Raw genomic sequence first — 16,124 nt, forward strand, 5'->3', positions numbered from 1 at the left:
GGGCAAACCGGGACGCGGACAGCGCACGGGAGCGCGGAAGGTGGCACGCAAGCATTGGCCGACAAGCCCCGGGCCTCCCCTGGACGGCACGGCGCGGTCGGAGTTTCCTGGCACACGGGAGAGGGAGCACGCGCGGACGAGCGACGGCTCACGCCGCGCACGAGGGCGGCACGGGCCGCACGGGGGCGGACTGCAGACAGGCACCACACACCTCTGGGCCGATAGGGGCGCCATCCATGACATCCATGCTCGTGCGGGAACCACGTCGCGGGGCTGCGGGCTCCCGGCGCGCACACGACGAGGAACGTGCCGCCCTGGACTGGGCGGAGATCCAGGAACGCATGCTCGTCCCGCTCTACGCGGCGGTGTACGAGCGCCTTGAGATCGGCCCCGGCGCGCGCCTGCTCGGGCTGGGCTGCGGGGCGGGGCTCGCACTGGTGCTGGCGCGGGCGCGGGGCGCCTCGGTGACCGGCGTGGACGAGGGGCCTCGGGCACGGCTGACGCTCGCCGCGGAGCGCCTCGGCTGCTCCGTGGCCGGGGCGGGGTCGTCGCGGGAGCCGGTACCCCCGCCTGGGGCGTCGGTGCCGCGCCGCGACGTCGCGGCGCGTGGCGTGGCCGCCGCCACGGAGGACGTCGCGACGCCGCGTCTCCTGCACGGCTCACCCGCCGTCCTGCGCGGCGTGGACGCGCCGCCGTACACGGTCGTGACCGCCTTTCAGCCCGCAGGCGCGACGGCGGGTGACTACGAGACCCTCACGGCGCGACTGCGCGCGGCGCTGCCCTTCACGGCACACGGCGCGACCGTCGTGGTGGCCGGCTGGGGGCCGCCCGAGCGGTGCGCCGCGTCGACGGTGCTGCGCGTCGCGACACGGCTCGCGGACACCGACGCGTCGCTGCCCTTCGGCCCCGGTGAGCTGGGCGCGGGCGGGGGCTGGCGGCCGGAGCGCAGGGACGACCTGGAGGCGGTCGCCGCGCGGGCGGGTCTGCGGCTGCTGGGCTCGGGACGCGTGGCCTGCCCCTTCGGGTACGCGGGGACGGCGGGCGCGGTGCGGGGTCTGCTGTCGACCGGACTCTTCGACGCCGCGATCGAGGCGACGGACGCCGCGCAGGTGGACAAGGAACTGCGCGAGGCCCTGCACCCGTACACGCGGCAGGACGGCACCGTCTGGATGCCGAACGTCTTCCGCTACGTCGTCGCACGGCGGGACTGACGGGGCAGGCTCGGCGCGGTGCGGCAGAACGGCGCGTGGCGAGGACGCGGGCGAGGCGTCACACGCGCTACGTCGCGCGGGCCCCGTACCGCTGCCCACGCCGCGCGGGCGTCGCGACGTGGCGCGCGCGGACGGACAAGCGGACCACGCCGCGTCCTCGCGTTACCGCTCACGTCGCGTCCCGGCCGACGTGGCGTCCGGCCGATGTCGCGTCCTCGTCGACGTCGCGTCCCTACCAACGCCACTTCCGGCCGACGTCGCGTCCCCGCCGACGTCGCGTCGTGCCCGGTGCGTAGCCGCCCCGCACGCGACGTCGCATATGCCACGTCGCGTCAGCCGTCGTCGCCCGCAGCGCCCCGTCCCGCACGCGGACGTCGCGTCGTCGGCGCGACGTGTCGTACCCCGGTCGGCCGCGGCGTCTGCGCGCGGCATCCGCCACGCGGCGTATCCCTGCGTCGCGACAGGGGCGGTTTCGGCCACGCCAGGACCGACGACCGCATCCCGGTTCAGTCGTTCTTGGAGAGGCGGGGGATGCCGGCGGCGTGGTAGGCGTCGGCCTCGTCGAGGGTCTCGCTCTCCAGGAGGGCGTCGGCGAGGGCGTCGAGCTGGGCGCGGTGCTCCTGAAGGGTGCGCAGGGCGTGGGCGTAGCACTCGTCGACGATGCGGCGCATCTCCTCGTCGATGGTGTCGAGCGTCGCGGGCGCCGCGGCGAGACCGTAGGGCTGCTGGCCGTCGTTGGGGAGGGCGGAGAGCCTGCCGACGCGTGCGCTCATGCCCCAGCGGCCGACCATGCCGCGCGCGAGGTTGGTGACCTGTTCGAGGTCGCTCTCCGCGCCGGTCGTGATGACGCCGAAGACGAGTTGTTCGGCCGCCATGCCGCCGAGCGCGCCGATGATGCGGCCCCGCAGGTACTCCTCCGTGTAGGCGTACTTGTCGGCGTCCGGGGTCGAGAGGGTGACGCCGAGGGCGCGACCGCGCGGCACGATCGTGATCTTGCGGACCGGGTCGGCGCCGGGTTGCAGCATGCCGAGGAGGGCGTGGCCGCTCTCGTGGTAGGCGGTGCGGCGGCGTTCCTCGCCCGGCATGACGAGGCTGCGTTCGGCACCGAGCTGGACCTTCTCCAGGGCGCCGGTGAAGTCGGGCATCGTGACGTCCTGCTTGCGGCGTTTGACGGCGAGGAGGGCGGCCTCGTTGGCGAGGTTGGCGAGGTCCGCGCCGGTCATGCCGGGGGTGATGCGGGCGACCTGGGCGAGGTCGACGTCGGGGGCGAGCGGGATGCCGCGGGTGTGGATGCGGAGGATCGCCTCGCGGCCCTCGCGGTCCGGCGGGCTGACCACGACGGTGCGGTCGAAGCGGCCCGGCCGGGTGAGGGCGGGGTCGAGGACGTCGGCGCGGTTCGTCGCGGCGATGACGACGACTCCCTCGGAGCCGGAGAAGCCGTCCATCTCGGTGAGGATCTGGTTCAGGGTCTGCTCGCGCTCGTCGTGGCCGCCGAGGCCGGAGCCGCCGCCTCGCGCGCGACCGATCGTGTCGATCTCGTCGATGAAGATGATCGACGGCGCGACCTTGCGCGCCTCCGCGAACAGCTCCCGCACGCGGCTCGCGCCGACGCCGACGATCATCTCGATGAACTCGGAGGCCGAAGCGGAGAAGAACGGCACGTTCGCCTCACCGGCCACGGCGCGCGCGAGCAGCGTCTTTCCCGTGCCGGGCGGTCCGGTGAGCAGGACGCCGCGCGGCATCTTCGCGCCCATGGCGCGGTAGGCGTCGGGGTGCTTGAGGAAGTCGACGACATCGTTCAGCTCCCCCTCGACCTCGTCGATGCCCGCGACGTCGGCGAAGGTGGTGCGTTTGCCGCCCTCCATCTCGATCGGTTTGGGCGGCTGCTTGCGGCCGAGCATCCCGCCGGCGCCCCCGAGGCCGGAACTCACCCGGCGCGCGATGAACAACCACAGCACGATGATCAGGATCATCGGCGCCAGCGAGATGAGCAGATTGGTCAGCAGGCTGCGTTCCTGCACGACGGGCCGCGCGGTGACGGTGACCTTGTGGCGTTCGAGATCGGCCCAGATCTTGTCATCGGCGAACGAAGGGCGCTGCGTCGTGAACTTCTTGTAGTCCCCGTCGCCGTCGGCGTCCTTCGGTTTCGGCTTGGACTTGCGCAGCTCGCCCTGGATCGAGTCGCCCTTGGAGTAGATCTTGTCGACGTTGTCGTCAGCGACCTGCTTACTGAACTCGGTGTACGAGATCGTGGTGTCGTCGTCGTGATTGACCAGCGTGAGGACCAGGTTGGTCAGGAGGTAGACGACGAGCGCGGCGATGATGATCCGCCCCCACGGCGGCTTCCGTTTCGGCGGCGGCGGTGCCCCCTCCGAGCGCCACGGCTGGTCCGTCCGGTCGCGCGGGGGTACGGGATTGCTCACGCGTGCTCCTTCGCCGCCGGAACGGGTCCTCCCCCGCATGCCTTGATCCGGACATTAACGGAGGTATGCGACGGCAGCCCCCCGGCTTCGGCCGGACAGGGGGCGGGCGAGGGAGGCGGGGGGCTCGGGGGAAGAGAGGGGACGTGGCGGGCGTACGGGGCAACGAGGGCGTTGCGCAGGCGACGTGTTCGTCCGGGGCGGCGCGACGTCGCGTGCGTTTGACGTGTACGTACGGGACGACGCGTGCGCGGCGTGCACGTGCGGAACGACGTGACGTCGCGTAAGGGCCCCGACGGCGCGCGCCGTCACGCGACGTGGCATCGGGATGCTCGGTACGTACGGCGCGGCGACGTCGCGAGGACCCGTAGCGCCGCGCATCGCCCCGAACCCGCCGTACGTCGCGTCCCTGCCGCGCACCGCCCGCCCCATCACCCGGCGCCGTGGCTGGCGTGGCACCGAACGCGGCGTTCTACGAAGTCGCCGCATACGTGAGGCGGGGCGCCCCCTTTTTCAGGGGGCACCCCGCCTCACGTACGACAATCCGAGGACGGTCAGCCCATGAACTTCTTGAACTCGTCCGGCAGCTCGAAGGCGCCGCCGCCCTGCGGCGCGTCGTCCTGGCCGCCGGCCGCGGCCTGGGCGCGGCGTTCGGCGGCGGCCTGCTCCTCGGCCTTGCGCTTCATCGGGTTGCCGCTGCGGCGCTTGCCCTTGGCCTGCTTCTGCTGCTTCTTCTGGCGCCCCGGGCCACCGCCCATGCCCGGCATGCCGGGAAGGCCGGGCATGCCACCGCCCTGCGCCATGCGCGACATCATCTTGCGGGCCTCGAAGAAGCGCTCCACGAGGTTCTTCACCGCGCTGACCTCGACGCCGGAGCCCTTGGCGATACGGGCACGGCGCGAGCCGTTGATGATCGTCGCGTCGGCGCGCTCGGCCGGTGTCATCGACTTGATGATGGCGGCGGTGCGGTCGACGTCGCGTTCGTCGAGGTTGTTGATCTGGTCCTTGATCTGGCCCATGCCGGGCAGCATGCCGAGCAGCTTGGAGATGGAGCCCATCTTGCGGACCTGCTCCATCTGGGCGAGGAAGTCGTCGAGCGTGAACTCCTTCGGGCCCTTCTGCAGCTTGCGGGCCATTTCCTCGGCCTCTTGCTGGCTGAAGGTCCGCTCGGCCTGCTCAATGAGCGTGAGTACGTCGCCCATGTCGAGGATGCGCGACGCCATGCGGTCCGGGTGGAACGCGTCGAAGTCCTCGAGCTTCTCGCCGTTGGAGGCGAACATGACCTGCTTGCCGGTGACGTGCGCGATGGAGAGCGCCGCACCGCCTCGCGCGTCACCGTCGAGCTTCGAGAGCACGACGCCGTCGAAGCCGACCCCGTCGCGGAACGCCTCGGCGGTGTTCACCGCGTCCTGGCCGATCATCGCGTCGACGACGAAGAGGATCTCGTCCGGGCTGACGGCGTCGCGGATGTCCGCGGCCTGCCGCATCAGCTCCTGGTCGATGCCGAGTCGCCCGGCGGTGTCGACGATCACGACGTCGAACTGCTTCGTCCGCGCGTACTCGACGGAGTCCTTCGCGACCTGGACGGGGTCGCCGACGCCGTTGCCGGGCTGCGGCGCGTAGATGCCGACGCCGGCGCGTTCGGCGACGACGCTGAGCTGGTTGACCGCGTTGGGACGCTGCAGGTCGCAGGCGACGAGCAGCGGCGAGTGGCCCTGCCCCTGCAACCAGCGGCCGAGCTTGCCCGCGAGGGTCGTCTTACCGGCACCCTGCAGACCCGCGAGCATGATCACGGTCGGGGGCTGCTTCGCGAAGCGGAGGCGTCGCGTCTCGCCACCGAGGATGCCGACGAGCTCCTCGTTGACGATCTTGATGACCTGCTGCGCGGGGTTGAGCGCCTTGGAGACCTCTTCGCCGAGAGCGCGCTCCTTGACCTTCTTGATGAAGGCGCGCACGACGGGAAGCGCGACGTCGGCTTCGAGGAGCGCGATGCGGATTTCCCGCGCGGTGGCATCGATGTCCGCCTCGGACAGCCGCCCCTTGCCACGGAGGCTCTTGAAAGTCGCTGAGAGGCGATCGGAGAGGGTATCGAACACGGCGCTCGTCGGTCCTCGGGGTCGGGGGCAGGGGTAATCGCTGTCTAGGGTATCCGCCCTGCCGGGGAGGAAAGCCGTCGCGGGGGAACGGGGGCTCTGATCCGGTACGGGGCGGGGGCGACGCGACCGTCGCCGGGGGGCACGACGCGGGGGCTGGAACGCGGCGTCGCGCCGGGCGTGGGACGTGACGTCGCGCCGGTGTCGCGCGTGCGGGACGTCGGCGACGTCGCGTGGTGGAGGCGCGACGTCGCGTACGGGGCGGGGCGACGTCGCGTGCGCTTGACGTCGCGCGCACCGCGTGGACGTCGCGGCGTCGCGCCATGCGCGTGGTCCCCGGCCGCGACGTCACGCACCTTGGCACAGGACGTCGCGGCCTCGTTGCCTCGTCTGCGCCTCAGCCCAGCGTGCGTTCCAGTTCGGACGCCAGTGCCGACGCGACGTCGGGGGCGAGGGGGCCGCCGTCGGGGCCGGTGACGTAGAAGGCGTCGACGGCGTTGGCGCCGAGGGTGCTGGCGTGGGCGCTGCGTACTCGTACGCCCGCGTTCTCCAGCGCCTGGCCGAGACGGTGCAGCAGGCCGGGGGCGTCCTGGGCGCGGACCTCGATGACCGTCGCGCTGTGGGACGCGGCGGGGGCGACGCGTACTCGGGGCGGGGGTACGGAGAGTCCCTTGCGGCGCGGGTACGCCGCGTCGCGTTCGGCGAGGCGGCCCCGGATGTCGAGGCTGCCGTCCAGGGCGCGGACGAGGTCGGCGCGCAGCCGCGTCGCCTGGGGCAGCGAGCCGTACGCGGCGGACACGCGCCAGTCCAGGACGAGAACGGCCGTGGCGTCGCCCGCGCGCGCCCCGCCGGACGCGACGTCGCGCGGAACGTCGGGTGCCGTGCGCAGTTCCCCGGGGATCTCCGTGCCCCGGAATTCGGCGGTGCGAACCGTGAGCCGGTGCATCGCGAGGACACCGGCGACGGCGGGCAGGACGCCGGGCTGGTCCGGCACCGCGACGAGCAGTTCGACGCCCACAGGCGCCTGCGCGTCCGCCTCGGCGTCGCCCGGCTCTCCCTCGTGGCGGGTGCGGAGGGTCAGGACGGGGCCGGCAGTGCGGTACGCCTCGACGGCGAGCCGTTCCTGCTCGGCCGTGAGCGCCGCGGCCTCCTCCGGCTCCGGGGGCTCGGCACCGGAGAGCGCGGCGGCGACGCGGGCGGCGAGGTCGTCGACGAGCGAGGCGCGCCAGGCGGACCACGCGGCGGGGCCCGTCGCGAGGGCGTCGGCCTCCGTGAGGGCGTGCAGCAGTTCCAGCGTCGCGATGTCGCGCACAGCGTCGGCGACGCCGCGCACCGTCGCGGGATCGTCCAGGTCACGTCGCGTCGCGGTCTCGACGAGCAGCAGGTGGTGACGCACGACGGTCGCGAGCGTCGCGACGTCCGTGGCGTCGAAGCCGATGCGTGCCGCGACGTCGCGCACGATGATCTCGCCCGCCACCGAGTGGTCGCCGGGCCACCCCTTGCCGAGGTCGTGGAGCAGCGCCGCGACGAGCAGCAGGTCGGGGCGGGAGACGCGACGCGTGAGCGCGGCGGCGCGTACGGCCGTCTCCACGAGGTGGCGGTCGACTGTCCAGGTGTGGACGGCGTTGCGCTGCGGGCGGCACCTTACGCGTTCCCAGTCGGGCAGCAGTCTGGTGACGAGCCCGCCCGCCTCCAGCGCCTCCCACACCTCGACGGTGGGGCGTCCCGCGCCGAGCAGAGTGACGAGTTCCTCGCGGGCCTCGGCCGGCCACGTCGTCGGGAGCGGCGGGCAGGCGGTCGCGAGGCGGCGTACGGCGTGGGGGGACAGCGGGAGGGCTGCCTGCGCGGCGGCCGCGGCGGCGCGCAGGGGCAGGACGGCGTCGCGTTCGGGGCGCGCCGTCCGGGCGAGGACGGCTTCACCCTCCTGCTCGACGACACCGTCGGCGAGCGGCGTGCGCTCCGGCGCACCGCGCCCGGCGCCGAAGACGGCGCGCAGTCGGGGCCGCAGCGAGCGGGCGCGCAGGACACGCTGCACCTCGCGCCACGTGACGTCGCCCGCGTACGCGAGGGTGCGCGCCGCTTCGTAGACCTGGCGGAGCAGCGCGTCGGCGTCGAGCAGGCCGAGGTGGGCGGCGACCTGGTCCTGTTCCTGGAGGGCGAGGCGGTCGGTGGCGCGCCCCGTCGCGAGGTGGAGCGCGTCGCGCACGTCGAGGAGGGTGCGGCGCGCTTCGTCGAGCCCGGCACGCGGGGCGTCGGCGAGCCACGACGCGGCGACGGCGCGCAGGGCTGTCGCGTCGCGCAGGCCGCCGCGGGCCTCCTTGAGGTCGGGTTCGAGGAGGAACTGGAGCTCGCCGTGGCGCTCCGCGCGTTCGACGCACAGGTCGTGGAGGGCCGGCAGGCGCTTGGGGGCCTGGTTGCGCCAGTCGGCGAAGACGGTGGAGCGCAGGGCGGTCGTCAGCCCGAGGTCGCCCGCGACGTGGCGGGCGTCGAGGAGACCGAGGTGGACCTTCAGGTCCTCTCCGGCGGTCTTGCGCGCCTCGTCCGGGGTGCGCACGGAGTGGTCGAGATCGAGACCGAGGTCCCACACGGGGTACCAGACGCGATCGGCGACGGCCGCGATGGCGCGCGGTTCCGCACGGCCGTCGTGGAGGAGCAGGAGGTCGAGGTCGCTGCGCGGGGAGAGTTCGCCACGTCCGTAGCCGCCGACCGCCACGAGGGCGACGCCGCGTGGCGCCGCGGCGGCGTCGAACAGCTCGGCGAGCCAGGAATCGGTGAGGGTGGCGAGCGCCTGCCTGCGGGCGCGGCCGTCCTCCGCGTTCTCGTGCAGCAGGCGCAGTCGCGCCGCCGCGTAGCCCCCCGGCTCGGCGTCTTCGGTTTCCTGGCGTTGGTCGAGGCTCGTCACCCGGCAGCTCCTGGCCCCCGCGGGAGCGGGGTTCGTGGTCGGTCAGCGGTGTCAACGGCGAAGGGTCGGGGGTGGTCGGGTCCCGGGTCCCGGGTCCTGGGTCCTGGGTCCTGGGTCCTGGGTACTGGGTACTGGGTACTGGGTACTGGGTCCTGATGAGTCTTTCGTGGTTCCTACAGTTTTCGACGGTCTACAGGGGCGGCGCGACGTCGCGGTAAAGGTGCAGGTCGCACGCGACGTCGCATATGCCACGTTGCGTGCGAAGCCGAGGGCGGGACGCGACGTCGCGTCTGGGGTGAGGCGTCGGTGGAAGGGGGACGGCGCGGGGCGGCACTTCGTCGTGCCCGCCGCGTCGCGCGGGAGGACGCGGCGTCGTCATGCGACGTCGCGCACGGCTTGCGTCGCATCGCGTCGCCTCCTGTCCAGGGCGCGAGGGTCCCGTTCCCGGCGCCTCGTCGCGCGTCGTCCTGCGGCCTCGCCGCACGCGTTCTCGTCCTGCGGCGTCGCGCGACATCGCGACAAAAGCCCAGGTCGCACGCGACGTCGCATATGCCACGTCGCGTAGCACGACGCACCGCGCCCGCCCCGTCCCACCGGGCGGCTCCGGTCCCGCCCACGGCCGCGACGACCCTGGACCAACCGCACCCGCCGCCCCGGCCTCCGCCGCGCGACGCCGCGCCCCGCCCCCGTCCCGTACCCCCGATACGCCCGTCCCCCGCCCTGTACGTCGCGTGGGCGGCGTGCGGGGCGGGGGACGTCGGGGGGTACGGGGCATGGTGGAGGGGGTCAGAGGGCGTCGGGGCCGCGTTCGCCGGTGCGGACGCGGACCGCGGTCTCGACGGGGAGGCTCCAGACCTTGCCGTCACCGATCTTGCCGGTGCGGGCGGCCTTGACCACGACCTCGATCAGCTGCTCGGCGTCCTCGTCCTCGACGAGGACCTCGATACGGATCTTGGGCACGAGGTCGACGGTGTACTCCGCGCCCCGGTAGACCTCCGTGTGACCGCGCTGCCGCCCGTAGCCGCTCGCCTCGCTCACCGTCAGGCCGTGGACGCCGAAGGCCTGGAGGGCTTCCTTGATCTCGTCGAGCCGGTGCGGCTTGACGACCGCGGTGATGAGCTTCATGCGTCCACCTTCTTGTTCGTCGCCGGGGCCGCCGTGGTCTCGGTCGCGAGCGGGGCCGACGTGCTGCGGGGCAGGGAGCCGCCGCCGGCTCCGCTGTAGTCGTACGCGGTCTCGGCGTGCTCGACCTGGTCGATGCCCGAGACCTCGTCGTCCTCGCTGACCCGCATGCCCATGGTCTTGTCGATGAGGAAGGCGAGGAGCGCGGAGACGACGAGAGAGTACGCGAGGACGCCGAAGACACCCGCGGCCTGCTTGCCGAGCTGGTCGAGCCCGCCCCCGTAGAAGAGGCCCTTGGCGTCGGACTGGACGCCGCCGGTGGCGAAGAAGCCGACGAGCAGGGAGCCGACGATCCCGCCGACGAGGTGGACGCCGACGACGTCGAGCGAGTCGTCGTACCCGAACTTGAACTTGAGCCCGACGGCCATGGCGCACAGGAGACCGGCGATGGCGCCGACGGCGATGGCACCGAGCGGGCTGACGGCGCCGCCGGACGGGGTGATCGCGACGAGGCCCGCGACGGCGCCGGACGCCGCGCCGAGGGTCGTGAAGGCGCCGTGGCGGATCTTCTCGTAGATGAGCCAGGCGAGCATCGCGGCGCCGGTGGCGACCTGCGTGTTGAGGAACATGACGGCGCCCACGCCGTCGTCGTTGCCGAGCCACGAGCCGGCGTTGAAGCCGAACCAGCCGAACCACAGCAGTCCGGCGCCGAGCATCACGAGCGGCAGGTTGTGGGGCCGCATCGGGTCCTTCTTGAAGCCGACGCGCTTGCCGATGACGAGGATGACGCCGAGCGCCGCGGCACCCGCGTTGATGTGAACGGCCGTACCGCCGGCGAAGTCGATGACGCCGAGGTCGTAGGCCCAGCCGCCGGTGCCCCAGACCCAGTGCGCGACGGGGAAGTACACGATCGTGACCCAGAGCGCGATGAAGAGCGCCCAGGCGGTGAACTTGACGCGGTCGGCGAGCGCGCCGCTGATGAGCGCGGGCGTGAGGATCGCGAACATCAGCTGGAAGACGGCGAAGACGTAGATCGGGATGGTGTAACCGTCCCAGAGCTCCACGACGCCGATACCGCTGAGTCCGACGAAGTCGCCGTTCCAGCCGATCAGGCTTCCCTTGTCCGTCCCGAAGGCGAGACTGAAGCCGTAGAGCACCCACAGGATCGTGACGATCCCGAGGCTGATGAAGCTCATCATCAGCATGTTGAGGGTGCTCTTGACGCGGACCATGCCTCCGTAGAAGAAGGCCAGCGCCGGGGTCATCAACATGACCAGGGCGGAACAGATGAGCATGAATCCCGTGTTCGCGGCAGACAGCTGGGGAGCGTCTGCGGCGAGCGCAATGCCTGGGGGCATCTGCGTCTCCTCGTCGTCGGTGCGGCCCGTGCGGGCTCAACCAGTGCGGTCGTGAGGGGTGGGCCGTTATGCGCCATGAGGTTGTCGCAGCGCGGTTTCGGTCGATGCCCCTCGGTGTTTCACCGCCGTGACGAAGGCACGGTGCGTGTTACGCGTTCATGAACCGCGACGCGGCCCCACGCCGCGTCGTTATCGTCGCGCAACCTACGGGACGGCCCGCGACGCCTCGCGCGCTCCCGGCGTCCGTATACCTGCGCAGGCCACCCGGATGCCGCGCCGGAGCACGACGCGGCGGCACGGACGGGGCGGCGTACGGGCGGATGTGGCCGGAATCGGGCGGTTGCGGCGTCGCGCGGGTGCGGGGTACGTCGCGTGCGGGGCGGAGGCACGTCGCGCAGGGGCGGGGGGGCAGGTGGCGTACGCGGCGGGCGACGTCGCGGCGACACGTCGCGTCGTGCGGGGCGCGACGTCGCGTTACGAGCGGCCTACGTCGCGTCGTACGGGGCGACGTCGCGTCGCGCGACGCCACCTCTCGCGCCACGTCGCGTCGTACGCCCCCACGCCGCGTAACCCGACGCGACGTACCCCGCCCCCGACGCGACGTACCCGCCCCATCGCCCCGCCCCCGTACCCCCGTCGTCCGCCACGCCTACACCTCCACTACACCTCCACGTCCCCGTCCTCCGGGAGCTGTCGCGCCATCTCGTCGCGCAGGTGGAGGACCTCGGGGACGGCGCCGTAGGCGCGGACGACCTGGTCGACCGTCGTGCGCAGGCGGTTGTTGAGGCGTTCGGAGCGGACCTTGCGTGCGATGCCGATGGCGGCTCCGGCGCGTTCGGCGCTCAGTTCGGGTTCCTTCTTGATCAGGTGGACGGTCGAGAGGCCGATGAGATTGAGCGCGTACGACCGGTGGTGTTCAAGGTCGCTGCCGAAGAGTTCGACGGCGCGCTCGATGCGCGGCTCCGCGAGCGCGGCGTGTTCCTTGTGGCGCCCGGCCGTGTAGACGAGGTCGCGGAAGGAGTGGCCGTTCTCGGCGTGCAGTTCGGCCTCGGTGAAGAACCCGATCCAGTCCGGGTCCCGCTCCTCGCCGGAGGACTCCGTCGCCTCGGCGTACGTGTCCTCGGCGATGCGCACGGCGCGCTTGCACTTGCCCGGCTGGGCGAGGTTGGCGTAGGCGCGCGCCTCCATCGCGTAGAGCATGGCCTGCGTGCGCCCCGTCGCCTCGTGGCGGCTGCCGTACTGCGCGAGGTGGATGAGTTCGAGGGCGTCGTCGGGGCGGCCGAGGTGGATCATCTGGCGCGCCATGTTGGAGAGGATGTACGAGCCGAGGGGCCGGTCCTCGGCCTCCTTCGCGGCGTGCAGGGCGAGGACGAAGTACTTCTGGGCCGCGGGCTGGAGGCCGATGTCGTAGCTCATCCAGCCGGCCAGCTCGCCGAGTTCGGCGGCGACGCGGAAGAGGCGGCGGCCGGTCTCGGCGGTCTGCGGCTCCTGGAGCAGGTCGGTGACCTCGTGGAGTTGCCCGACGACCGCTTTGCGACGTAGACCGCCCCCACTCTGCGCGTCCCACTTGCGGAACATGATCGTTGTTGATTCGAGGAGGGAGAGTTCGGGCTCGGACAGGCGCCGTGCGGTGCGGTTGGGCGTGGCGATGTCGGCGAGGGTGGGCAGGCGTTCGCCGTGTGCGGGCTGGAGCCAGCGCTGCATCGGCTCGACGAGGGCGGCGCCCGCCGTCAACGCGAGGGAACCGCCGAGGAAGCCGCGACGCGCGAGCATGAGGTCGCTGCGCGAGAACTCACTCATCAGGGCGACGGCCTGGGGCGCCGTCCAGGGAAGGTCGATGCCCGCCGTGGACGGCGTCTGGTGGACGGGGCGCAGTCCGAGGTCCTCGACGCTGACGGCACAGCCGAAACGTTCCGAGAAGAGCGCCGAGAGCAGCCGCGGGATCGGGTCGCGCGGCTGCTCCCCGTCGAGCCAGCGACGTACCCGCGAGGTGTCGGTCGAGATGTGCACGGCGCCGAGCTGACGTGCCCTGCGGTTGACCTGCCGGGCGAGTTCGCCCTTGGACCAGCCGCTGCGGACGAACCAGGATTCGAGGAGGGCGTTGGGCTTCTTGTCGACGCCTTCGCCGGCGCCGTAGTCGGTCTCGCTGTGCGTTCCGCCGAACCCCCGGCTCATGTCCATGAGCACGCCCCCATCCGTCACCCATCGCACCGCGCCTCTGCCGTACGCGGCCCCGACCCTCTCAGCATGCGCGACGTCGCGTGCGCCCACGCACCATCGCGCCGACCCATCGTCGCGCCCGCCCGGCGTCGCGGCGCCGGTGCGCGGCACCGCGCCGTCACCCTCGACGTCACCGTCACCGTCACCGTCACCGCGCGGCGTCGTCGCCGCGGACGCACGCGCCGTGCGACGCCTCCTCGTCAACACCCGAGGCGGTGCGCCACACTGCCGGAGTCTGTCCCGTGAAGGTAGGGCGTCCCTCACGCGCGCACGAGCCCGTCCCCGGAAACGCCACCTTTCGCCACCCCCGCGCCAATAACTCGCCCTGGACTTCACACGATTGACTGACGGAAGACGAACGGGGACCAGCGCATCGAAGCGCGCCGGGGCGCACTCGGAGATACACACGCCCCCTCCGTACGCCACACGCTACACACGGAGCGTCACTCCAGCGGTTCAGCGCGTAACCGGTGGAGCGTCAACGCGTTGGACGCTCCAGACACGTTGGAGGGGGCATGGGTTTCACGATCGGCGGCATCCGGGAGAAGCGCGAAGGCGTGCGGCGCCGTGGACGCTCCTCGGAGTGCACCGCGGTGGCCGAGTTCACGGGGCTGTGGGGCTGGGACGTCGCGCCGGGGGCGCGGATCGAGGCGGGCGGTTGCTCCTGCGGCGACGCGGCGTGCGGGGCCCCGGGCGCGCATCCGCTGCGCCGCGCGCGTCCGGTACGGGCCGGTGCCACGCTCGCCGACGCGACCGCGGCGTGGTCCCGCTGGCCGGGCGCCGCGCTCATGCTGCCGGTCGGCTCCGCCTTCGACGTGCTCGACGTCGCGGAGCGCGCGGGCCGCCACGCCCTCGCGCGCTTGGAGCGCATGGGCCTCCCCCCCGGCCCCGTCGCCCTCACCCCCCAGGGCCGCGCGCAGTTCTACGTCGCGCCGGGCTCCGCCGCGGCCCTCCCCCGCCTCCTCGCCCGCGCGGGCTGGGACGACGCGCGCCTCGACCTCCGCGCGCTCGGCACGGGCGCGTACGTCACCGCGCCGCCCTCCGACCGCGGCGGACGCGGCCCGGTGAGCTGGCTGCGCGCGCCCTCGCTCGACACGGCGCTGCGCCCGCCGGAGGTGCGCCTGCTGCTCGGGACGCTCGCGTACGTCGCCCACCGGGTCCAGGGATAGCGGCCCCGTACAGCGCGGGCTTGGCGGACGCGTGGGTGAGCCCGCGCGGGGTGGCGGCCCCGTGCCCGTACCGGAAAGTCCCGCAGGGGCCGACGCCATGGCAGGAGAAACCCCAAACCCCGGGGCGGGTGGCTCTTCGCGGGCGGACAGCGGAAAGGCCCCGTGGAGGTGCCACGGGGCCTTTCGTCGCGGGGGCGCGGCCGGGGCTCGTGGGAGTCGCGGCGGCGGGGGCGGTCAGTCGCCGATGAGGGCGTCCACGAAGGCGCCGGGTTCGAACGGGGCGAGGTCGTCCGCGCCCTCCCCGAGCCCGATGAGCTTGACCGGGACGCCGAGTTCGCGCTGCACCGCGATGACGATGCCGCCCTTGGCCGTACCGTCCAGCTTCGTGAGCACGATGCCGGTGATCGACACGACCTCGGCGAAGACGCGCGCCTGGACGAGACCGTTCTGGCCCGTCGTCGCGTCGAGCACGAGGAGGACCTCGTCGACCGGCGCCTGCTTCTCGACGACGCGCTTGACCTTGCCCAGCTCGTCCATGAGGCCGGTCTTGGTGTGCAGGCGGCCCGCCGTGTCGATAAGGACCGCGTCGGCCTTCTCGGCGATGCCCTCCTTGACCGCGTCGAAGGCGATCGACGCCGGGTCTCCGCCCTCGGGGCCGCGCACGGTGCGTGCGCCGACGCGCTCGCCCCAGGTCTGGAGCTGATCCGCCGCGGCGGCGCGGAAGGTGTCGGCCGCGCCGAGCACGACGCTCTTGCCGTCCGCGACCAGGACGCGCGCGAGCTTGCCCGTGGTGGTGGTCTTGCCGGTGCCGTTGACGCCGACGACCATCACGATGCCCGGCTTGTCGGGCGCGGCCTCGGTGTGCACGGTGCGGTCCGTGTCGGCGCCGACGAGCGTGAGGAGTTCCTCACGGAGCAGCGTGCGCAGCTCGTCGGTGGTGCGGGTGCCGAGCACGCGGACGCGCTCGCGCAGCCGCTCGACGAGTTCCTGCGTCGGCGCGACGCCGACGTCGGCGGTGAGGAGCGTGTCCTCGATCTCCTCCCACGTGTCCTCGTCGAGGTGCTCGCGCGAGAGCAGGGTCAGCAGGCCCTTGCCCAGGGCGTTCTGGGAGCGCGAGAGACGGGCCCGCAGGCGCACCAGGCGCCCGGCGGTGGGCTCGGGCACCTCGATCTCGGGCTGCGGGGGCAGCGCGACGACCGGGTCCTCGACGGCCTCGGGCGTCGATGTCGCCGTCTCCGCGTCGGGAAGCGATACCTCCTCGATCGTGCGGCGCTGCTCGTCGCGCGGTTTCTCGGCCTCGTCCCCGACGTGCGGTTCGGCCTCCGGGGCGGTGACGCTCGGCGTGCGCTCCGGCGGCGTGGGGGGGAGCCGCTTCTTGCGGCGTCCGCTCACCACCAGACCGCTGATCGCACCGATCACGACGACCGCGATGATGATTGCAAGGATGACGATGTCCATAACGCCCCCCAGTATCGGCCATGCCCGGGACGGGGTCGGGGATTGCGTCTGGCGGGGGGCGAGGGAGCGGTGGCGGGGCGCGACGTGGGGGCGGGGTGGCGGGACGTCGCGAGGCGTCGCGGGGCACGGGGGTACGGGGCGGTGCGACGTCGCGTACGGGGTGGTGCGACG

General features: G+C 73.0%; 9 protein-coding genes. 2 read left to right on the forward strand and 7 right to left on the reverse strand.

The annotated features are described in order from the left end of the window. Positions 1-245 precede the first annotated feature (245 nt). Positions 246-1,211 carry a hypothetical protein gene (locus STTU_RS08090; protein WP_007821629.1) on the forward strand — a complete coding sequence of 322 codons (966 nt, stop codon included), beginning with the start codon at positions 246-248 and terminating at the stop codon, positions 1,209-1,211. A gap of 506 nt (positions 1,212-1,717) precedes the next feature. Here STTU_RS08090 and ftsH read toward each other — a convergent pair. The 6 genes from ftsH to STTU_RS08120 form a co-directional block, all read right to left on the reverse strand. Continuing rightward, positions 1,718-3,634, reverse strand: coding sequence for an ATP-dependent zinc metalloprotease FtsH (ftsH, locus tag STTU_RS08095; protein WP_043254543.1), 1,917 nt, complete (start codon positions 3,632-3,634; stop codon positions 1,718-1,720). A 551-nt stretch (positions 3,635-4,185) separates the two neighbouring features. Then, the gene (gene ffh / locus STTU_RS08100; RefSeq protein ID WP_007821634.1) at positions 4,186-5,727 is read right to left on the reverse strand and encodes a signal recognition particle protein; all 1,542 of its coding nucleotides are present in this window, start codon (positions 5,725-5,727) and stop codon (positions 4,186-4,188) included. A 394-nt stretch (positions 5,728-6,121) separates the two neighbouring features. Then, entirely contained in the window at positions 6,122-8,626 is a 2,505-nt protein-coding gene (locus tag STTU_RS08105) for a [protein-PII] uridylyltransferase (RefSeq protein WP_007821638.1), read from the reverse strand. 786 nt (positions 8,627-9,412) lie between these two features. Then, on the reverse strand, positions 9,413-9,751 hold the full coding sequence (locus STTU_RS08110) for a P-II family nitrogen regulator (protein WP_008745418.1): 339 nt from the start codon (positions 9,749-9,751) through the stop codon (positions 9,413-9,415). Beyond that, positions 9,748-11,106 carry an ammonium transporter gene (locus STTU_RS08115; RefSeq protein WP_009068891.1) on the reverse strand — a complete coding sequence of 453 codons (1,359 nt, stop codon included), beginning with the start codon at positions 11,104-11,106 and terminating at the stop codon, positions 9,748-9,750. Before STTU_RS08115 ends, STTU_RS08110 begins: the two co-directional genes overlap by 4 nt. A 660-nt stretch (positions 11,107-11,766) precedes the next feature. Further along, on the reverse strand, positions 11,767-13,281 hold the full coding sequence (locus STTU_RS08120; protein ID WP_043257207.1) for a hypothetical protein: 1,515 nt from the start codon (positions 13,279-13,281) through the stop codon (positions 11,767-11,769). Positions 13,282-13,841: 560 nt separating this feature from the next. Between STTU_RS08120 and STTU_RS08125 the strand changes: the two genes are divergently transcribed. Beyond that, a complete protein-coding gene (locus STTU_RS08125; protein ID WP_007821650.1) occupies positions 13,842-14,495 on the forward strand; it encodes a bifunctional DNA primase/polymerase in 654 nt (217 codons plus the stop codon). 234 nt (positions 14,496-14,729) lie between these two features. Here the strand turns inward: STTU_RS08125 and ftsY are convergent, their stop codons facing one another. Then, positions 14,730-15,953, reverse strand: a complete 1,224-nt coding sequence (gene ftsY / locus STTU_RS08130) for a signal recognition particle-docking protein FtsY (RefSeq protein ID WP_007821651.1) — start codon at positions 15,951-15,953, stop codon at positions 14,730-14,732. Positions 15,954-16,124: the final 171 nt, after the last annotated feature.

The sequence above is a fragment of the Streptomyces sp. Tu6071 genome, from assembly GCF_000213055.1.
GTDB classification, from domain to species: Bacteria; Actinomycetota; Actinomycetes; order Streptomycetales; family Streptomycetaceae; genus Streptomyces; species Streptomyces evansiae.

What these genes read in the sequence shown, in the direction of transcription:
- STTU_RS08090 (WP_007821629.1), top strand. Translation starts at nt 246, where the DNA reads ATGCTCGTGCGGGAACCACGTCGCGGGGCTGCGGGCTCCCGGCGCGCA.
- STTU_RS08110 (WP_008745418.1), bottom strand. Translation starts at nt 9,751, where the DNA reads ATGAAGCTCATCACCGCGGTCGTCAAGCCGCACCGGCTCGACGAGATC.
- STTU_RS08115 (WP_009068891.1), bottom strand. Translation starts at nt 11,106, where the DNA reads ATGCCCCCAGGCATTGCGCTCGCCGCAGACGCTCCCCAGCTGTCTGCC.
- STTU_RS08120 (WP_043257207.1), bottom strand. Translation starts at nt 13,281, where the DNA reads ATGAGCCGGGGGTTCGGCGGAACGCACAGCGAGACCGACTACGGCGCC.
- STTU_RS08125 (WP_007821650.1), top strand. Translation starts at nt 13,842, where the DNA reads ATGGGTTTCACGATCGGCGGCATCCGGGAGAAGCGCGAAGGCGTGCGG.
- ftsY (WP_007821651.1), bottom strand. Translation starts at nt 15,953, where the DNA reads ATGGACATCGTCATCCTTGCAATCATCATCGCGGTCGTCGTGATCGGT.